General features: G+C 72.0%; 19 protein-coding genes. 4 read left to right on the top strand and 15 right to left on the bottom strand.

All coding sequences use genetic code 11. The features are described 5' to 3' along the window. Positions 1-88 precede the first annotated feature (88 nt). Complete coding sequence (locus tag ACP4E5_RS43935) at positions 89-991, top strand: Vgb family protein (protein ID WP_425840177.1); 903 nt, start codon at positions 89-91, stop codon at positions 989-991. 24 nt (positions 992-1015) lie between these two features. On the opposite strand, the gene ACP4E5_RS43930 is transcribed toward ACP4E5_RS43935, so the two are convergent. The 9 genes from ACP4E5_RS43930 to ACP4E5_RS43890 all read right to left on the bottom strand — a co-directional run bounded on the left by ACP4E5_RS43930 (position 1016) and on the right by ACP4E5_RS43890 (position 10155). After that, on the bottom strand, positions 1016-1669 hold the full coding sequence (locus tag ACP4E5_RS43930; protein WP_425840174.1) for an ABC transporter ATP-binding protein: 654 nt from the start codon (positions 1667-1669) through the stop codon (positions 1016-1018). Beyond that, positions 1662-2579, bottom strand: a complete 918-nt coding sequence (locus ACP4E5_RS43925; protein WP_425842130.1) for an ABC transporter ATP-binding protein — start codon at positions 2577-2579, stop codon at positions 1662-1664. The genes ACP4E5_RS43930 and ACP4E5_RS43925 overlap by 8 nt, the downstream gene beginning before the upstream one ends. A gap of 41 nt (positions 2580-2620) precedes the next feature. Further along, complete coding sequence (locus tag ACP4E5_RS43920) at positions 2621-3493, bottom strand: ABC transporter permease (RefSeq protein ID WP_425840171.1); 873 nt, start codon at positions 3491-3493, stop codon at positions 2621-2623. Beyond that, positions 3486-4478, bottom strand: coding sequence for an ABC transporter permease (locus ACP4E5_RS43915; protein WP_425840169.1), 993 nt, complete (start codon positions 4476-4478; stop codon positions 3486-3488). The genes ACP4E5_RS43920 and ACP4E5_RS43915 overlap by 8 nt, the downstream gene beginning before the upstream one ends. Then, positions 4475-6064: an ABC transporter substrate-binding protein gene (locus ACP4E5_RS43910; protein ID WP_425840166.1), complete on the bottom strand. Its 1590-nt coding sequence runs from the start codon at positions 6062-6064 to the stop codon at positions 4475-4477. The genes ACP4E5_RS43915 and ACP4E5_RS43910 overlap by 4 nt, the downstream gene beginning before the upstream one ends. A 112-nt stretch (positions 6065-6176) precedes the next feature. Beyond that, a complete protein-coding gene (locus tag ACP4E5_RS43905) occupies positions 6177-7298 on the bottom strand; it encodes an acyl-CoA dehydrogenase family protein (protein ID WP_425840163.1) in 1122 nt (373 codons plus the stop codon). Next, positions 7295-8479: an acyl-CoA dehydrogenase family protein gene (locus ACP4E5_RS43900; protein ID WP_425840160.1), complete on the bottom strand. Its 1185-nt coding sequence runs from the start codon at positions 8477-8479 to the stop codon at positions 7295-7297. Before ACP4E5_RS43900 ends, ACP4E5_RS43905 begins: the two co-directional genes overlap by 4 nt. Further along, the gene (locus ACP4E5_RS43895; protein ID WP_425840157.1) at positions 8476-9465 is read right to left on the bottom strand and encodes an NADPH:quinone oxidoreductase family protein; all 990 of its coding nucleotides are present in this window, start codon (positions 9463-9465) and stop codon (positions 8476-8478) included. The genes ACP4E5_RS43900 and ACP4E5_RS43895 overlap by 4 nt, the downstream gene beginning before the upstream one ends. 117 nt (positions 9466-9582) lie before the next feature. Further along, the gene (locus ACP4E5_RS43890; RefSeq protein WP_425842127.1) at positions 9583-10155 is read right to left on the bottom strand and encodes a helix-turn-helix domain-containing protein; all 573 of its coding nucleotides are present in this window, start codon (positions 10153-10155) and stop codon (positions 9583-9585) included. Positions 10156-10334: 179 nt separating this feature from the next. Between ACP4E5_RS43890 and ACP4E5_RS43885 the strand changes: the two genes are divergently transcribed. Beyond that, positions 10335-11405 carry an NAD(P)/FAD-dependent oxidoreductase gene (locus ACP4E5_RS43885; protein WP_425840154.1) on the top strand — a complete coding sequence of 357 codons (1071 nt, stop codon included), beginning with the start codon at positions 10335-10337 and terminating at the stop codon, positions 11403-11405. Positions 11406-11493: 88 nt separating this feature from the next. On the opposite strand, the gene ACP4E5_RS43880 is transcribed toward ACP4E5_RS43885, so the two are convergent. Then, on the bottom strand, positions 11494-12927 hold the full coding sequence (locus tag ACP4E5_RS43880; protein ID WP_425840151.1) for an MFS transporter: 1434 nt from the start codon (positions 12925-12927) through the stop codon (positions 11494-11496). A gap of 74 nt (positions 12928-13001) precedes the next feature. Here ACP4E5_RS43880 and ACP4E5_RS43875 point away from each other — a divergent pair, with 74 nt between their 5' ends. Then, the gene (locus ACP4E5_RS43875) at positions 13002-13892 is read left to right on the top strand and encodes a sigma-70 family RNA polymerase sigma factor (protein ID WP_425840149.1); all 891 of its coding nucleotides are present in this window, start codon (positions 13002-13004) and stop codon (positions 13890-13892) included. On the opposite strand, the gene ACP4E5_RS43870 is transcribed toward ACP4E5_RS43875, so the two are convergent. Further along, on the bottom strand, positions 13876-14112 hold the full coding sequence (locus ACP4E5_RS43870) for a helix-turn-helix domain-containing protein (RefSeq protein WP_425840146.1): 237 nt from the start codon (positions 14110-14112) through the stop codon (positions 13876-13878). The two genes, ACP4E5_RS43875 and ACP4E5_RS43870, sit on opposite strands and share 17 nt — an antisense overlap. Continuing rightward, positions 14112-14603: a DUF2975 domain-containing protein gene (locus tag ACP4E5_RS43865; RefSeq protein ID WP_425840143.1), complete on the bottom strand. Its 492-nt coding sequence runs from the start codon at positions 14601-14603 to the stop codon at positions 14112-14114. The genes ACP4E5_RS43870 and ACP4E5_RS43865 overlap by 1 nt, the downstream gene beginning before the upstream one ends. Before the next feature lie 161 nt (positions 14604-14764). Here ACP4E5_RS43865 and ACP4E5_RS43860 point away from each other — a divergent pair, with 161 nt between their 5' ends. Further along, positions 14765-15670 carry an SDR family oxidoreductase gene (locus ACP4E5_RS43860; protein WP_425840140.1) on the top strand — a complete coding sequence of 302 codons (906 nt, stop codon included), beginning with the start codon at positions 14765-14767 and terminating at the stop codon, positions 15668-15670. 9 nt (positions 15671-15679) lie between these two features. Here the strand turns inward: ACP4E5_RS43860 and ACP4E5_RS43855 are convergent, their stop codons facing one another. The 3 genes from ACP4E5_RS43855 to ACP4E5_RS43845 all read right to left on the bottom strand — a co-directional run bounded on the left by ACP4E5_RS43855 (position 15680) and on the right by ACP4E5_RS43845 (position 18130). Continuing rightward, positions 15680-16111, bottom strand: coding sequence for a PPOX class F420-dependent oxidoreductase (locus tag ACP4E5_RS43855; RefSeq protein ID WP_425840137.1), 432 nt, complete (start codon positions 16109-16111; stop codon positions 15680-15682). Between the two features lie 67 nt (positions 16112-16178). Next, the gene (locus tag ACP4E5_RS43850) at positions 16179-17018 is read right to left on the bottom strand and encodes an enoyl-CoA hydratase/isomerase family protein (protein WP_425840134.1); all 840 of its coding nucleotides are present in this window, start codon (positions 17016-17018) and stop codon (positions 16179-16181) included. A 143-nt stretch (positions 17019-17161) separates the two neighbouring features. After that, positions 17162-18130 carry an SDR family NAD(P)-dependent oxidoreductase gene (locus tag ACP4E5_RS43845; RefSeq protein WP_425840131.1) on the bottom strand — a complete coding sequence of 323 codons (969 nt, stop codon included), beginning with the start codon at positions 18128-18130 and terminating at the stop codon, positions 17162-17164. Between the last annotated feature and the right edge of the window lie 43 nt (positions 18131-18173).

Genomic DNA, 18173 nt, shown 5'->3' with positions numbered 1-18173 from the left:
CGTCGTAGGTTTGCGGCGAGATCCCACGGAGGTCCCACAGAGGACCGCCGTCCCGCACCGCCACCCAACACGGTCTGGAGAAGCCCCTTTGACCCACGTAGCCCGCCACCCCTCCATCGAGGAGCGCACGGTGGCCGACAGCGCGGCCGGTCCCTACGCCCTCGCCACGGGCCCGGACGGCGCCCTGTGGTTCACCCTCGTGCACAGCGGCGAGATCGGCCGGCTCGTCCCGGGCGAGGAGCCGACGCGCCACCGCCTCGACGACCCCGACTGCGGGCCGACCGTCATCACCCCGGGACCGGACGGTGCCCTGTGGTTCACCGAGTACCGGGCGGACCGGATCGGGCGGATCACGGTGGACGGCCACGTCGCCGCGTTCGACGTGCCCACGGCCGGCTCCGGTCCGTTCGGGATCGCGTCGGGCCCCGACGGGGCGCTGTGGTTCACCGAGACGGCGGCCGACCGGATCGGCCGGATCACGGTGGACGGTGACATCACCGAGTTCCCCCTGCCGGCCTCCGGGGCCTTCCCCTCGGCGATCACGGCCGGTGCCGACGACGCGATGTGGTTCACCCTCAACCAGGCGAACGCCATCGGCCGGATCGGCATGGACGGCGCGATCACCCTCCATCCCCTGCCGACGGAGGCGGCGGCGCCCGTGGGCATCGCCGCGGGGCGCGACGGGGCACTGTGGTTCGTGGAGATCGCCGCCGGGCAGATCGGCCGGATCACTCCGGACGGCCGGATCACCGAGTTCCCGCTGCCCGACCGCACCGCCCGCCCGCACGCGGTCACGGTCGACGACGACGGCACCGCCTGGTTCACCGAATGGGGCGCCAACCGCGTCGGCACGATCACCCCTGAGGGCTCGATCACCGTCCACGACCTCCCCACCCCGAACTCCGAACCGCACGGCATCGCCGTCGGGCCGGACTGCGCCCTGTGGACGGCGCTGGAGATCGGCGCGCTCGCCCGCGTGACCACCTCGTAGTTCGTAGAGCGACCGGGCGCGCGTCTACGTGCCCGTCAACTCGCCCCATTCCACCGTCCGCCCGCACCACCGCTCCAGGAGCACCCGGTCGTGCCCCACGGCCAGCAGCCCCGCCCCGGTCTCCCGCCGGTAGTCCTCGACCACGCCCACCAGCGCGGCCGTGGTCGACGCGTCGAGCATCGCGGTCATCTCGTCGCAGATCAGCCAGCGGGGGCGCAGGGTGAGGGCGCGGGCGAGGCAGGCGCGTTGGAGCTGGCCGTCGCTGACCTCGTGGGGGCGGCGGTTCAGGAGGCCGGTGGACAGGCCCACCGTGTCGGCCAGTTCCCGTACGCGGTCCGCGTGTTCGGCCCGGTTCGCGCGCAAGGGCTCCGCGATCAGGTCGGCCAGGCGCAGGCGCGGATCGGCGGACAGACGGGGCTGCTGGAAGACGACGCCGAAGGCGGTGCGCTGCGCGCGCGGGGCGCGGTGGCGCCAGCCGTCGGCCACCTCACCGTCGATGACGACGCGGCCGGCGTCCGGGGCGTGCAGCAGCGCCGCGACGCGGGCGAGGGTCGACTTTCCGCAGCCGCTGGGGCCGAGGAGTCCGACGCTGTCGCCGGGGCGGACGGTCAGGGTCACGTCACGGATGACCGGGGCGCGCCGGTCGTAGCCCGCGGTGATGGAGTGCAGTTCAAGCACGGGTGGCCTCCTGGTGGGCCGGTACAGGGTGGTGGCAGGCCACACCGCCCGTGAGCGTCGGCAGTGCCCCGCACACGGCGTCGGCGCGTGTGCAGCGCGCGGCGAACGCGCAGCCCTCCCCCAGCGCGCTCAGTTCCGGCGGCATCCCGGGGATCGGGGTGAACTCGCGGTCGGGCAGCGCGTTCAGGAGGCCACGGGCGTACGGGTGGCGGGGGCCGGGCGTCCCGAAGAAGGCGTCCGCGTCGGCGAGTTCGACGATGCGGCTCGCGTACATCACCGCCACCCGGTCCGCGATCCGTTCCGCCGCCGCGAGGTCGTGCGTGATCAGCAGCAGCGCCCGGTCGGTGCCGATGTGGCGGCGCAGTTCGTCGACGGTGCGCTCGACGAGGTCGCGGTCGAGGCCGGTGGTCGGCTCGTCGGCCAGGAGCAGCGGCGCGTCCCCGACGAGGGCGAGCGCGGTCGCGGCGCGCTGCGCGAGTCCGCCGGAGAGTTCGTGGGGGTGGCGGTCGAGGTGGTCGAGCGGGAAGGCGGCCCGTTCGGCGGCCTGCCGGACGGCTTCCTCCAGCCGCGGCCCGCGGCGCGGCGCGCCCGTCAACTGCCGAAGCGTCTCGGCCAGTTGGGAGCGCACGGTGCGGACCGGGGTGAGGTGCGCGGCCGGGCTCTGCGGCACCAGGCCGATCCGGCGGCCGCGTACCGTGCGCGCGAGCGTCGCCTCGTCGGCCGCCATCAGGTCGAGGTCGCCGAGGCGCGCCGCGCCGGCCGTCTCGGCGTTCCGCGGCAGCAGGCCGAGGAGCGCGGAGGCCAGCACCGATTTGCCGCAGCCGCTCTCGCCGACGAGGGCCAGGCACTCCCCCGCCCTCAGCTCGAACGAGGCGTCGCTGACGGCCCGTACGTACGCGCCGTCGCGCATCCGGAACCGTACGGACAGGTCGTCCACCGCAAGCACCGTGGTCACAGGGTCAGCTCCGATCGGCGGCGCGGGTTGAGCCGTTCGCGCCAGGCGCCCGCGAGGCCCGCGATGGCGAGGGTCGGCACGATGATGAACAGGCCGGGGAAGAGGGTCGGCCACCAGTCGCCCGCGAGCAGCGAGCCGCGGGCCGTCTGGACGAGCGTGCCGAGGCTCGCCTGGTGGGTGGGGAGCCCCAGGCCGAGGAAGGACAGGGCGGATTCGTGCCAGATGGCGTGCGGGACCATCAGCACCGCCGCGAGCGCGGCCTGCGGCAGGACGCCGGGCAGGAGGTGTCTGGCCGTCACCCGCCACCGTGAGGCTCCGCCGGAGATCGCCGCGTCCACGTAGGGGCGCGAGCGCAGCGACAGTACTTCCGCGCGCACGATGCGGGCCGTCGACAGCCAGTGCGTCAGGCCCACCGAGATCACGACCGGCCATACGCCCGGCCGGAACATCGCCACGATGAAGATGCCGAGCAGCAGGTGCGGCACGGACGAGAACGTGTCCACGACGCGCATCACGCCCCGGTCCACCCAGCCGCCGAGCGCGCCCGCGAGGGCCCCGACGGCGGTGCCGATGACGGTCGCGACGACGGCGGCCACCACGCCGACGAGCAGCGAGACCCGGAGCCCGTACACGCTGCGCAGCAGCAGGTCGCGGCCGACGTCGTCGGTGCCGAACGGGTGCGCCCAGGTGGGCGGTTGGAGTTTCGCGGCCAGGTCGACGGCCTGCTGGTCGAGCTGCGTGAGCGGCGGCACGAGCAGCACGGCGAGGACGACCACGGTCACGATCACCGCGGACGTGCGGATGCGCCATGCGCGCGTGGAGCGGCGCCGCATCCCGTGTGTGAGCCAGGAAAGGGTCAGGTCAGCCATCGAAGCCCACCCTCGGATCGGCGATGCCGTACAGGAGATCGGCGGCCCAGTTCCCGGCCAGCACGGCGAGCGTCGCGAGGACGGTGACGGCGGCGAGCAGCGGGAAGTCGACGGACGTGGCCGCCTGCACGGTCGCGGCGGCGATGCCCGGCCAGCTGAACACGGTCTCCACGAGCAGTGCCCCGGTGATGAGTTCGGGCACCCGGGAGCCGATGAGCGTGAGCACGGGCAGTGTCCCGGAGCGCAGTGCGTGCCCGAACAGGACGGTGCGCGGGGCGAGTCCGCGGGCCCTGGCCCCGCGCACGGGGTCCTCGTCGAGCGCGTCGCCGACGCCCTGACGGACGTACAGGATGAACCACGGCAGCTGCGAGATCGCCAACACGGCGGCGGGCAGGGCGAGATGGGAGAGGACCTGTCCGGCGGTGACGGTCGACGAGCCGGTGTCGGTCAGGCCGCCGGCCGGCAGCACGCCGAGTTTCAGCGCGAACAGCCATACGGCGAGCAGCCCGAGCCAGAACGGGGGCGCGGCCTCCAGGGTGTACGCGAGGGAGGTGATCGCCCGGTCGAGCCGGCCGCCCTGGCGGCGCGCGGCCAGCACACCCAGGAGCGTGCCGAGGACGACCGCGACGAGGAACGCGGTGGCGGCGAGGAGCACGGACCAGCCGAGCCGCTCCCCGATCACCTGCGCGACCGGTTGCCGCATGACGGCCGAGTCGCCGAGGTCGCCCGTGAACGCGGACGTCAGCCAGTCCCACCAGCGGGAGAACAGGGGTTGGTCGACGCCGAGGTTGACCCGCAGCTGGTCGAGGTTCTCCTGTGACGCGGTGAGCCCGGCGGTGCCCGCGTACGCCTTGACGGGGTCGAAGGGGGAGGCCGCGGCGATCGCGAACACGCCGAAGGTGACGGCGGCGAGGACGGGCACGGCGAACACGATCCGCCGGCCCGTCAGGCGCGCCATCGGCCCCCAGGGGAGCCGCCTGCTCATGCCTTCCAGTCCTCCACGTTCCACCACGGACCGGAGGCCAGTCCGTGGTCGTGCGGTTCGACCTGCGTGGAGAGGTCGCCGAACTTCTTGTCGACGACGTAGAGGTGGTCGATGTGGGTGAGGAAGGTGTATCCGGGGTCCTTCACGAGTTCACGCTGGATCGTGTCGTACGCGGCCTGCCGCTTCGCCTTGTCGTCGGTGCGGCGGGCGTCCTCCAGGGCGGCGTCGACCTTCTTGTTGTCGTAGTGCGCCATGTTGTTGAAGCCGTCGCCCGCGAGGGAGGACTTGAGCAGCGAGTACTGGTCGAAGTCGGGGTCGGCGGGTGCGCCGCCGCCGGCGAGGACGGCGTCCTTGGGCATGCGGGGCATGATGACTTCCCAGGTGCCGCTCTCGACCTTGATGTCGATGCCGAGCTTCTTGGCGTCGGAGGCGTAGGCGAGGGCGTGGTCCTGGCGGAGCTTGTCGCCGGTGAGGTACCAGAGCGGGAAGGCGGCGCGGACGCCCTCCTTGGTGCGGATCCCGTCAGCGCCGGTCCTCCAACCCGCCTGGTCGAGGACCTTCTTGGCCTGGGTGAGGTCGTGCTCGCGCTCGGTGCCCTTCGTGAACCAGGGGCTGTCCGTGGGCACGGGACCGTAGGCCGCCTTGCCGGCGCCTTCCAGGATCTGGCCGACCATCGCCTTGCGATCGACGCCGATGTCGAGGGCGCGACGGACCGCGGCGTCACCGGCCACTTTGTTGCCGGTCGGCAGGGTGACGACGCGGTAGTCGAAGGTCTTCGCGGCGTACGTCTTCTTGGCCGCGTCCGCCTTGAAGGTCTTGGCGAGGTTGGGCGGCAGGATGGCGCCGTCGAGGTCGCCGGAGCGCAGCCGGGTGGCGCGCACGTCGTCGTCCTTGATGATCGCCATGGTGAAGTTCTTGATCTTCGGCGCGCCGCCCCAGTAGCCGGGGTTGGCCTTGAAGACGAGCTTCTCGCCCTTGGACCACTTCACCAGCTCGTACGGGCCCGTGCCGATGGGCCTGGTCGTGAACCGGCCGTTGTTCACGTCCTGTCGGCCCGCGACGTGCTCGGGGGCGATGGGCAGGACGGTGCGCTCGGCGAACGGCGCGTAGGGGTACTTGAGGTGGAAGACGACGGTGTCGTCGCCCTTCGCCTCGACGTCCTTCACCGCGTCCAGTTCGGTCTTCGAGGCGTTGTTGGTCTGCTCGTCGAGGATGGTCTCGTACGTGAAGACGACGTCCTTGGAGGTGAACGGCTTGCCGTCGCTGAACTTCACGCCGTCGCGCAGCTCGTACGTGTAGGTGCGGCCGCCGTCGGTGACCTTCGGCAGCTTCGCCGCGAGCGCGGGCTTGAGCTTCATGTCGGCGTCGTGGGTCAGCAGTCCGTCGAAGATCTTGGAGTTGCCGTCCTTGCCGTAGCCGAGGAGCGGGCTGAGGCTGTCGGGCTCGTAGGCGATGCCGACGACGGCCCTGCCCTTGGCCGCACCGCTCTTGGCGCCGTCGTCCGGCGCCGCGCACGCCGCAGCGGTCACCGCCAGTGCGGTGACCGCTGCCCCTGTTATGGCGCCCCTGCGTACGGGACGTGCCACGCCACCCACCCCTATTCAAGATCGACAGTTATTGCGAATAGGTCGCAATAATGTCATCTCCTCAAGGAGAGGTAAAACCCGGCTGTGAAGTTGTGTGTGCGCGGGCCGTGGCTCAGGGGGCGCGCAGGTCGACCAGTTCGGCCAGTTCCTCCCGGTGCCTGCCCGCCGTGCCGAGCGCGATCGAGTCGGCCTTGGCGCGCTTGAGGTACAGGTGGATCGGGTGCTCCCACGTCATGCCGATGCCGCCGTGCAGCTGGAGCGCCTCCTCGGCGGCGTGCACCGCGACGGGCGCGGCGTACGCCTGGGCGACGGCGACCGCGATGTCCGCGTCGTCACTGCCGTTGGCCAGCGAGTCGGCCGCGTTGCGGGCGGCGGCCCGGGTGTTGACGGTCTCCAGCCAGAGCTGGGCGAGGCGGTGCTTGAGCGACTGGAAGGAGCCGACGGGCCGGTTGAACTGGTTGCGCTCCTTCGTGTAGCGCACGGTCTCCGTCAACAGCCAGTCGGCGAGCCCCAGTTGCTCGGACACGAGCAGCCCGGCCCCGGCGCGCAGCGCACGCCGCACGGCCGTCGCCGCGCTCCCGGTGAGCAGCCGCCCGGCGGCCCCGGCGAACGTCACGACCGCCAGCGGACGGGTTCGGTCCAGCGACACCTGCGCCTCGACCGTGACACCTTCGGCACCCGCGTCGACCGCGAACAGGCCGCTCGCGGTGGGCACGAGGAACACGTCGGCGGTGCCCGCGTCCGCGACGCCGGTGACGCGCCCGGTCAGCGCGCCGCCCTCTTCCCGTACGTCCCTGAAGTCCTGCCCGGGCGTGGCCGAGAGCGGCACGGTGAGCACACCGATGGACCGCCCCGAGGCGAGGGAGGCCAGCACGGCGGCCGCCTCGTCGCCCTCGCACGCGAGCAGTGCTTCCGTGGCGATGACGGCGCTGGTCAGGTACGGCACCGGGGCGACGGCGCGCCCCAACTCCTCCAGCACGACGGCCGCTTCGCGGTGCGAGGCACCCTGGCCGCCCTTGTCCTCGGGGACGAGGAGACCGGCGAGGCCCATCGTCTCGGCGAGGTTCTTCCACAGCTCGCGGTCGTGCGGCTCGTCCGTCTCGACGCGGGCGAGGACCTCGGTGGCGTCGCAGTGGTCGGTGAGCAGGTCGCGGACCGCCGAGCGGAGCGCTTCCTCCTCCTCGGAGTAGAGAAGGTCGGGCTCGGTGTTCGCGGTGGTGGTCGACGGGGTCATCGGGCGAGGTCCTTCCAGGCGACGTCCTTGTCGGTGCGCGGCTCGGACGGCAGGCCCAGGACGCGCTCGGCGACGATGTTCAGCAGGATCTCGCTCGTCCCGCCCTCGATGCTGTTGCCCTTGGCGCGCAGGTACCGGTAACCGGCCTCGCGGCCCGCGAAGTCGACGATCTCGGGCCGCCGCAGGGTCCAGTCGTCGTACAACAGCCCCTCCTCGCCGAGGAGTTCGACCTCCAGGCCGCTGATCTCCTGGTTGAGGCGGGCGAAGCCGAGCTTCATGCCGGCGCCCTCGGGACCGGGGTGTCCGGCGACGAGCTGCTGGCGCAGCCGTTCGGACGTGAGGCGGGCGACCTCGGACTCGACCCACAGCTTGACGAGCCGCTGGTGCAGATCGTGGGTGCGCAACTCGGGGCGCTCGCGCCAGGTCTTGGCGACGATGCCGACGAGCCCGCCCTCGCGCGGCACGCGCATGCCGCCGATGGAGACGCGCTCGTTGTTGAGGGTGGTCTGGGCGACCCGCCAGCCGTCGCCGACCTCGCCGAGCCGGTGGGCGTCGGGGATGCGGACGTCGGAGAGGAACACCTCGTTGAACTCGGCCTCGCCGGTGATCTGGCGCAGCGGCCGGACCTCGACGCCGGGGTCGGTCATGTCGCACACGAAGTACGTCATGCCCTTGTGCTTGGGCACGTCCGGGTCGGTGCGGGTGACGAGGATCGCGAAGCGGGCGTTGTGCGCGTTGGACGTCCACACCTTCTGGCCGTTGACGACCCAGGTGTCGCCGTCGCGGACGGCGCGCGTGCCGAGCGCGGCGAGGTCGGACCCGGCGCCCGGCTCGCTGAACAGCTGGCACCAGATCTCCTCGCCGACCCAGAGCGGCTTGAGGAAGCGCTTCTTCTGCTCGTCGGTGCCGTAGCGGAGGATGGTGGGGGCGGCCATGCCGAGCCCGATGCCGTTGCGCCGCGGGTTGTTGTCCGGGGCGCCGGCCGCCGTCAGTTCGGCCTCGACGACGGCCTGGAGGGCGCGCGGCGCGTCGAGGCCGCCGAGGCCCTCGGGGTAGTGCACCCAGGCGAGCCCGGCGTCGAAGCGGGCGCTGAGGAAGTCCTCGCGGGGCGTGGTGGCGGGCGGGTGCGCGGCGAGGAACTCCTGGGTCTTCGCGCGAAGTTGAGCGGCATCGACGGTCATGCGCCGGCTCCTTCCTGCTGACGGACGTTCAGGCCCGGTACCACCACGACGCGGCCCGTCGTGACCCCGTCGGCGACGCGCTGCACGGCGGACGCGGCGTCACTCAGGTCGACGCGCTCGCTGACGAGGGGCTTGATGGCGCCGGACGCGGCCAGCTCGGTGAGCTTCTGGTGGCAGTGCGGGATGAGCTTCGGGTTCTTGGTGGCGTACAGACCCCAGTGCAGCCCGACGATCGAGTAGTTCTTCACGAGCGCGTGGTTGAGCGCGGCGGTCGGGATGGCACCGGACGCGAAGCCGATGACGAGGATGCGGCCCTCGAAGGCGACGACCTTCGTGGACTGCCGGTAGGCGTCGCCGCCCACCGGGTCGTAGATGACGTCGGCGCCGCGGCCGCCGGTGGCCTCCTTCACGGCGGCGATGACGTCCTCGGAGCGCCGGTCGATCACGACGTCGCAGCCCAGTTCGGCCGCGACCTTCGCCTTCTCGGGACCGCCGACGACGCCGATGACGCGGGCGCCCGCGGCCTTGCCGAGCTGCACGGCGGCGCTGCCGACCCCACCCGCGGCGGCGTGCACGAGCAGCGTCTCGCCCTCCTGGAGGTGGGCGCGCTGGTGCAGGCCGAACCAGCCGGTCTGGTAGCCGATGTGCAGGGCGGCGACCTCGGCGTCGTCGAGCGAATCGGGCGCGGGCAGCAGGGACTTCGCGTCGGCGACCGTGTACTCGGCGAGGCCGCCGCGCGGCAGCGTGGGGTTGGCGATGACGCGGCGGCCGTCCTCGGTCTCGCCGCAGATCTCCACGCCCGGGGTGAACGGCAGCGGCGGGGTCACCTGGTACTGCCCCTTGCACAGCAGGGCGTCCGGGAAGTTGATGTTGGCGGCGCGCACCTTGAGCAGAACCTGCCCCTCACCGGGCTCGGGACGCTCCACCTCTTCGAGGCGCATCACCTCGCTCGGCTCGCCGTTCTCGTGCACTTGCCATGCCTGCATGCGGAGCCTCCACGGGACTGCTTCGTCAAACCGGGTTCGGCCGCATACTAAGCGGTCGCTTGCCGATCTGTGAATGCCCCGGAGGGATGGGATGGCAGTCCGCGGGCGCGGTGGCGGCTAGTTCTTTTTCCGGGCGGGCCGCGCGCGTACGTGCATGCGCTCGCCCTGCGGGCCGAACAGGACCAGGAACTCGGCCGGGCCCTCCCCCGTCGACCCGAACCAGTGCGGCACGCGCGTGTCGAACTCGACGGCCTCTCCCGGCTCCAGCACCACGTCGTGCTCGCCGAGCAGCAGCCGGAGCTTCCCGGACAGCATGTACAGCCACTCGTAGCCTTCGTGCGTCTTCTGCTCGGGTTCGAGCCTGCGCTGCGGCTCGATCACCTTGTACGCCTGGAGCCCGCCCGGCTTCCGCGTCAGCGGGATCATGGTCCGGCCGCCCCGCATGATCGGCTTCGCCTGCACCCGCGGGTCCTCCACGGGCGGGGCGCCGACCAGCTCGTCCAGCGGCACCTTGTGCGCGCGGGCGATGGGCAGCAGCAGCTCCAGGCTCGGCTTGCGCAGGCCCGATTCCAGGCGGGACAGCGTGCTCACGGAGATGCCGGTGGTCTCGGAGAGCCCGGACAGGGTGGCACCGCGGTCCTTGCGCAGCGCACGCAGCCGGGGTCCGACGCCGGACAGGACGGCGTCCATGTTCGCGTCCTCGGACTGCTCGCCCTCGTGCTGGTCTTGGTGCTGGTTCTGGTGCTGGTGACCTTGCCGATTCATGGATCCATTGCAGTTTCGGCAAGCTTGTTTGTCAATCCGGCAGGCACGGGTGCACCTTCGGATTCAAGAGGTTCCCGCGTACGCGCACTCCCGAGGTGGTCCCCATGCAGAGCAACACGCAGAACAACACGCACAGCGACAGGCACAGCACCACGCACTGCAAGCAGGACGCGTACGAGGTCGTGATCGTCGGCGGCGGGGCGGCGGGCCTGACGGCCGCACTGATCCTGGGCCGCTCGCGCCGTTCGGTCCTCGTGGTGGACGCGGGCGAACCCCGCAACGCACCGGCCGCCCACATGCACGGCTTCCCTTCGCGGGACGGCGTGCCGCCCGCCCAGTTCCTGGCGGAGGTGCGGCGCGAGGTCACCTCGTACGGCGTGGAGCTGGTGCGGGACCGGGTGACGGCGGCCGAGCCGGACGGGTCGGGCGAGTTCGAGGTGACCCTGGCGGACGGCGGCAGGGTGCACGCCCGCCGCCTGATCGTCGCCACCGGCCTGGTGGACGAGCTCCCGGACATCCCCGGCCTCGCCGAACGCTGGGGCGACGACGTGATCCACTGCCCGTTCTGCCACGGCTACGAGGTGCGCGACCAGCCCATCGCCGTCCTGTACCGCAAGGCGACGGGCATCCACCAGGCCCTCCTCTTCAGCGGCCTCTCCCCCGACGTCACGCTGTTCCTGAACGGCGCGGACGAGGACGACCTCCCGGACGAGCACTGGCAGACGCTCGCCGCGGCCGGGGTGAGCGTCGTGAGCGGCAAGGTCGACGGCATCGAGGTGACGGACGACCGGCTGACGGGCGTACGCCTTGAGGGCGGTCGGGTGTTCGCGCGTTCCGTGCTCGTCGTGCCGACGGTGATGGTGCCGCGCGACTCCCTGCTGAGCGGGCTCGGGGCCCGGACGAAGGAGACACCGGCGGGGCCGTTCGTCGAGGTGGACCCGACCGGGCTGACCAGCGTGCCGGGCGTGTGGGCGGTGGGAAACGCGACCGGCCCCGCGGAGCAGGTCGTCAACGCGGCGAGCGCGGGCTACCGGGCGGGCGTCACGATCCATGGGCAGCTGCTGAACGCGGACCTGGCGCGCGAGGTGGCCCGCCGCCGATCCGGGGTGTTCTCGCCGGAGGGCGAGCGGGCGGTGGCCGCGGCGCGGGCACGCCGGGAGGCGGCGGGCGCGTGATTCCCTCAGGGCTCCCGGCGTCCCCTGCGCACCGGAGATGCGGCTCGCCACACGGCGAAGACGAGGCTCACCGCACAGATTCCGAGGGCTACGTGATACCCCGCCTCGAACGCGTCGCGGGCCGCGGCCGCATCGGGGAGGGCACGGCGTGAAGGTCTCCCGTGGCGATGGAGCGGGAGGCGGCTTGCGTGGCACCGAAGCGCGAAGACGCCCAGCTGCGGTGGGTCGCCGCCGCTCCGATGGCGCCGACGAGCGCGAGCCCCACGGCGGTGCCGAGCTGGCGGGAGGAGTTCAACACCGCCGAGGCGGCCCCCGCGACGGACGCGGAGACGTCGTGCATGGCCACGTGGGTGATCCCGGGCACCAGCAGTCCGAAGCCGACTCCCGCGACCAGGTACCCGAGGCCGGCCACGGCGAACGGAGTTGAGTGCGTCAGGGTGCTCAGCGTGCCCACACCGAGCGCCCCGGCCGCACAGCCCGTGCTGACGATGGCCCGCGCGGTGAAGCGTTGAGCGAGCTTGCCGGCCATCTGCGCGGAGATCAGGAACGGGGCGTTCATCAGCAGCCACGACAGGCCGGTGTGCAGAGCGGACCAGCCGAGGAGGTTCTGGAACATCAGGGTGACGTAGTAGAGCGTGCCGCTGAAGGCCACGTAACTGGCGAAGTAGATGACGCAGGCACCGATGAACGCCGGGTTGCCGCGCACGGCTCTCGGCACCAGGGGGTCGCGGGCGCGGCGTTGCCATCGCACGAACGCGGCGAGGACGAGCCCACCGACGACGAGCGGCACGAGGGTTCGTACCGGCTTCCAGGGGACATCGGTCGCGGTGATCAGCCCGAAGGTCACGGCCGCCAGGCCCCCGGACGCGAGCACGACCCCCGGCACGTCGAGCGGCCGCGCCTCGGAGGCCGGGGCGGCCCGCGGGACCGTCAGGAGGATCAGGACGACCGTGACGGCGACGACCGGGAGGTTGACCCAGAAGATCATTGACCAGCCGAGGGCCGACAGCAGCAGACCTCCGACGATGGGGCCGGCGCCGAAGCCGATGCCGCCGATCGCCGCCCACCAGCCGATCGCGTGACCGCGCCGCTCCGGCGGACAGGTGTCGGTGAGTACGGCGAGGGTGAGCGCCAGGACGGCCGCTCCGCCGACGCCTTGACCGACGCGTGCGCCCACGAGCGCCGTCGGGTCGGGGGCCAGCGCCGCTCCCACGGAGCAGAGGCCGAAGAGAACGAGTCCGGCCACCAGGACGGGCCGGTGGCCGAGCCGGTCGCCGAGCGCGCCCATCAAGGGGATCAGCGCGGCAAGGCCGAGGGCGTAACCGCTGATGATCCACTCCAGCGCGCCGGGGGCGGCCCCGAGCTCGTGCTGGATGGTCGGGAGGGCGACGTTGACGATGGTGACGTCGAGCTGGATCACGAACCCGGCCAGGCACAACGCGGGCAGCGCCGATCGCCGTCGTCGTTGCCGCTGTCGCTGTCGGGTATCTAGGGTTGCTGGTGATGGGTTCGGGGCCGTCACTTCGTGCTCCTGTCACGTTCTCGGTCGTACACGTGTCACAGGCACTGACACCCCGCGACACGAGGACGTGACCGATGGACCCCGCCGAGCAGCTCGGCCGACACTTCGAGGACAGCCGTCAACGGCTGACGGCGCTGGCCCACCGGATCCTCGGCAACAGCGCCGACGCCGAGGACGCCGTCCAGGACGCCTGGGTCCGCCTCAGCCGCCCCGGCGCGACGGACACCGCCGCCATCGCCAACCTCGACGGCTGGATGACCACGGTCGTCTCACGCACATGTCTCAACAAACTCAGAGCCCGAGCATCGCGCCCCGAGAGCCCCGCGGACACGACCGGGCCCGAACTCCGCGTGCGCCCTGACCAGGCACTGGGCCCGGAGGACCAGGCCCTGCTCGCCGAGCAGGTCACCTTGGCGCTGCACATCGTCCTCGAAAGCCTGACGCCAGCCGAGCGCCTCGCATTCGTGCTGCACGACTCCTTCGGGATGTCGTTCAGCGGGATCGCCGCCGTCCTCGGCAAGTCGACCGAAGCCACCCGCAAGCTCGCCAGCCGTGCCCGTCGACGCGTGCACGCCGTGGATCCGGCCGAGATCGAGGCCGACCCGGCCGGTCAACGCAGCGTGGTCGACGCGTTCTTCGCGGCGTCCCGCGACGGCGACCTCGACACGCTCGTCGCCCTGCTGCACCCCGAGATCACCTTCCACGCCGACGGCGGGACCACCAGGCCCTCCGCGACCGCCACGATCCACGGCCCGGAGAACGTGGCACGGCGCGCGGCGGCGTTCGCCGTCCCGGAGGCCGCCTTCCAGCCCATCACGCTGAACGGCGGCCCGGCGGTCGTCGTCCGCACCGCCGGCCGACCCGTGTCGATCATGGCTTTCGTGATCTCCCACGGCCGCGTCGTCCAGATCTACTCGCTGCTCGACGGGCCGCGCATCGACCACCTGGTCAGCGGGCTCGGGTAGGCCCGGTGGGCCCGGTGGGCCCCTCCCACCGCAGCAGGTCACCCGGCTGGCAGTCGAGTACCTCGCAGAGTGCCGCGAGTGTCGTGAAGCGGACCGCCTTGGCGCGGCCGTTCTTCAGGACCGCGAGGTTGGCGGGGGTGATGCCCACGCGCTCGGCCAGTTCGCCGACGGACATTTTGCGTTTGGCCAGCATCACGTCGACGTCGACGACGATCGGCATCAGATCACCTCGTCCAGTTCGGCCCGCATCTCCGTCGCCTCGACGTCGCGCGCGACCGCCTGCGCGAGCAGCATCCGCAGGACGAGCACGATGAGCGCGACCCCGAGGATGGCCAGGCCGATCCCGCCCATGATGAGCGTGACACCCGGGTCGTCCCGCTGGCCGGGCGCGTTGACGGCGGTGACCGCGAACCACAGGAGTCCGACCGCGACGATGGCGCCGATCACCCCGTCCACGTACCGGAAGGCGGCGTGCGAGAACACGGTTCCGCGGCGCACCATCGCCACCAGCCGCCATACGCAGACCAGGGCGACCTGGGCCGCCGCCATCCCCAGGATCGTGATCACGCGCAGCGCGGTCAGCGGGAGCGTCCCGTCCTCCGGATCGCTGCCACTGATCAACAACCACGCCATCGACACCTGTACGAACACGGTGCCCGCGAGCACCACCACGAGCACGGCGCGCAAGGCCCGTACGGTCCACTTCCCCATGACCCACCCTGACTCTTCCATTGAATTGCGATGGGAATCTATCGAAAATCGATAGATGAAGCAAGCGCGGTGTTGCCGGCGCCGGGATTCCCGGACCCACCGGTACCGAACTGCCGTCAGACCATGGAAGGTTGAGCGTTCAGGCGGTATCCATGTGCGCCATGACGCACTCCTCGCCCGCCCCTCGCGGCCTCCCCACGCCTCCCCCGCTCGGCGCGTCCGCGCTGCCCCCTGACACGTACGACGGCCGGCTCGTGCTGGTGACCGGGGGTGGTACGGGGCTCGGGCGGGCCGTCGCGGCGGAGTTCGCGCGGCTCGGGGCCGGCGTGATGATCGTCAGCCGGAAGGCGGAGCATCTGGCGCCCGCGCGCGAGGAGTTGCAGGCGATCGAGGGCGCCGGGCTGATCACGGCGGCGACCTGCGACATCCGGGACGCGGCGCGAATCACGGAGGTCTTCGACGCGGCGTTCGCGGCGCACGGGCGGATCCCGGACGTCCTCGTGAACAACGCGGCCGCCAACTTCCCCGTACCGGCCGAGGAGTTGTCGCCGAACGGCTGGCGTTCGGTCGTCGACATCACGCTCAACGGTACGTACTTCATGACCCGCGAGTTCGGGCGCCGCCACCTCGCGGCGGGCACACCCGGCTCGGTGATCGCCGTCGGCGCCTCGTACGCGTGGACGGGCGGGCCCGGCTTCGCGCACAGTTCGGCGGCGAAGGCGGGTGTGAAGAACCTGGTGGAGACGCTGGCCGTGGAGTGGGGGCCGTACGGGATCCAGGTCAACGGTCTGGTGCCGGGCCTCATGCCGCACGAGGACATGACGCCCGACATCCGCGACAACCTCGACCGCGCCGAGGACCCCGCCGCCCGCCAGCCCGCGCTCCGGGTGGGCGCGCCAAGGGAGTTGGGCTGGGCGGCGACGTTCCTCGCCTCTCCCTACGCCCGTTTCGTCAGCGGTCACACGCTGGTGGTGGACGGCGCGAACTGGCAGCGGCGCGGCCTGGTCAGCGCGCCGGTGACGCCGGTGCGGGAGCAGATGGGGCGCGGCCCGTTCGAGGGCGGGTGACGGACGGCGTCAGCCGAGCCGCTGCCCGTACACGTGGTCCACGGCCATCGCCATCAGCACCCGGCGGTCGGACACCATCACCGACCGGTACTCGTCCCAGTCCGGGTGTTCACCGGCCGCCTTGCGGTAGTACTCGACGAGCGCCTCGACCTCCGGTCCCTTGGGGTCGGTGCCCGGCCCTACGAGCGTCACGGCGCCCTCGGCGGTGGCCCAGGCCCGGCCGTCGGAGGCGGTCACCTCCAGTGCGGCGCGCGGGTCGCGGCGCAGGTTGGCGGTCTTGGCGCGACCTTCGGTCATCGACACGTAGAGCGTCTCGGTCGCGGGGTCGTAGAACGGCTGGACCGGCGAGAGCTGCGGCCGGCCGTCGGCCTTGAGGGTGGCGAGGACGCCGAGTCGGCTCTCGGCGAGGAGGGTGCGGGGGTCGAAGGGTGCGGTGGTCATGGTCACCTTTCGGGCGGGGACGGACGCTGCGGCGTCGACGCGGTCCGCCGACACCTTTGCGAACATCTCACGCGCCCCGGTATTCCGGCGGCCTGCGCCGCGCCTTCGCCGTGAACCCTTCGGTCGCGTCCTCGGAGGTGAGCGTCAGCGCGGCGCTCATGGCGACCCGGTCGAGCGCCGCGTCGAGGCCGGCGTCGGCGTACGCGTCGATGTCACGCTTGACGGACTGCACGGCGAGCGGCGCGTTCCCGGCGATCTCGGCGGCCACGTCGCGCGCGACACGCTCCAACTCTCCGACTGGAACTACCTGTTGAAGGAGGTTCAGCCGTTGGGCGGTCTCCGCGTCGATCCGCCGTCCGGTCAGCGCGAGGAACTTCGCCCACCCGGCGCCCGCCTCGCGCGCGATCCGCAGATCCCCGCCCCCGTCGACCGCGACCCCCAACTGGGCCTCCGGCAGGGCGAACACGGCGTCGTCGGCCGCGATCCGTACGTCCGCCATGAGCGCCAGCTCGAACCCGAAGCCCAGGCAGTACCCCTGCACGGCGGCGACCACGGGCTGCGGCAGCCGCGCGAAGACGGCGAACCGCTCGTGCACCCACCGGATCCCCTCGTAGTACGCCCGGTGCCGCGCGGACCCGCTCTCCCCTTCGATGCCCCCGCCGGGCGCGGTCACATCGATCCCCGCGCAGAACGCCCTCCCCTCGGCGCGCAGCAGCACGACACGTATCCGCTCGTCGAACCGGATCCGGTCGGCCATGACACCCAACTGCCGACTGGACTCCCAGCTCCAGGCGTTGAGCTTGGCCGGACGACACAGCGTGAGCACCCCGACGCCACCCTTCTCGACGTCGAGACGCATCCGCCGCTCGTCCCCTTCGGGGATACGGGTGTCGATGGTGTCGATCATCCGCGCAGGGTAGCGGCGGAGCCGCGGATCCTGAAGACACGGGACGCGCCCATCCGCCGCGCATCCGAGGTGCGCGGCGCGGCCGACCTGTACCTCTACGAGCTGCTGCCCGCGAACTCCGTACGCGCGCCGGGCGCCGGCCCTTAGCGAACCAAGTCGGTCGAGACGGCCCAGAGGCGCTCGGCACTCGCAGGGTCGAGTGCCCACTGCTTGACGCCGTGCGGGTGGCGGGCGAGTTCGGCGTCGTTCGGCACCGTGTATGCCTCCTGCCCGTCGTCGAGGTAGTGGCCTCCGGCGTGGGCGAACTGCGGGGCGACGGCCGCGACGACGCTCGTCGCGGCCCCCTGTTCGACGCTCTTGTACGTGAAGGTGCCGGCGGCCTCGGCCGCGTCGAGCGACGCCTTCTGTGCGGGCGTGAAGTTCCGTTGCAGTCCCGTCGCGACCCCGCCCGGGTTCACCGCGTTGGCCACGATGCCGTCGGAGGCCCAGAGGCGGGTCGCCTCGACGGCGAAGAGCGAGTTCGCCGTCTTGGACCGGGCGTAGGCGAGCTGCGGATCGTAGGCACGGCGCTCGAAGTGGAGGTCGCCGAAGTCGACATCGGCACGCATGTGGGCCGTGGAACTGACCGCGACGATCCGCGCCCCGTCACGTTCGGCCGCTCCCCGCGCCAGTGCGCCACGCAGCCCGGCGGCCAGCGCGAAGTGACCGAGATGGTTCGTCGCGAACTGCAACTCCCAGCCCTCCCGCGTGCGTTCGAGGCCAGCGGTGACCACGCCGGCGTTGTTGATCAGCAGATGCAGCGGGCCGTCCCACGTGTCGACGAAGCGCGCGACGGAGGCCCTGTCGGCGAGGTCGAGCCGGGCGACCCGAGGTCGTGTCCCGACGGCCGACTTCGCGATCCTGTCGGCGACGGCCTCGCCCGCGACCGTGTCGCGAACGGCGAGCGTCACATCCGCCCCGGCGGCGGCCAGCGCACGCGCCGTCTCGGCCCCGAGCCCGGAGGACGCCCCCGTCACGACCGCACGGACACCGGCGAGGTCGACGCCGCGCAGCACCTCATCCGCGGTGCTGGAAGCGGTGAAGGGCGTGCTGATGAGGGCGCGAGCATCCATGCGGCCGACTATACGCGCTGGACTGGATTTGTATAGTTCGCTC

It is taken from the genome of Streptomyces fractus (genome assembly GCF_049844455.1).
Taxonomy (GTDB): Bacteria; Actinomycetota; Actinomycetes; order Streptomycetales; family Streptomycetaceae; genus Streptomyces; species Streptomyces fractus.
This window is presented reverse-complemented; position numbering and strand designations above follow the sequence as displayed.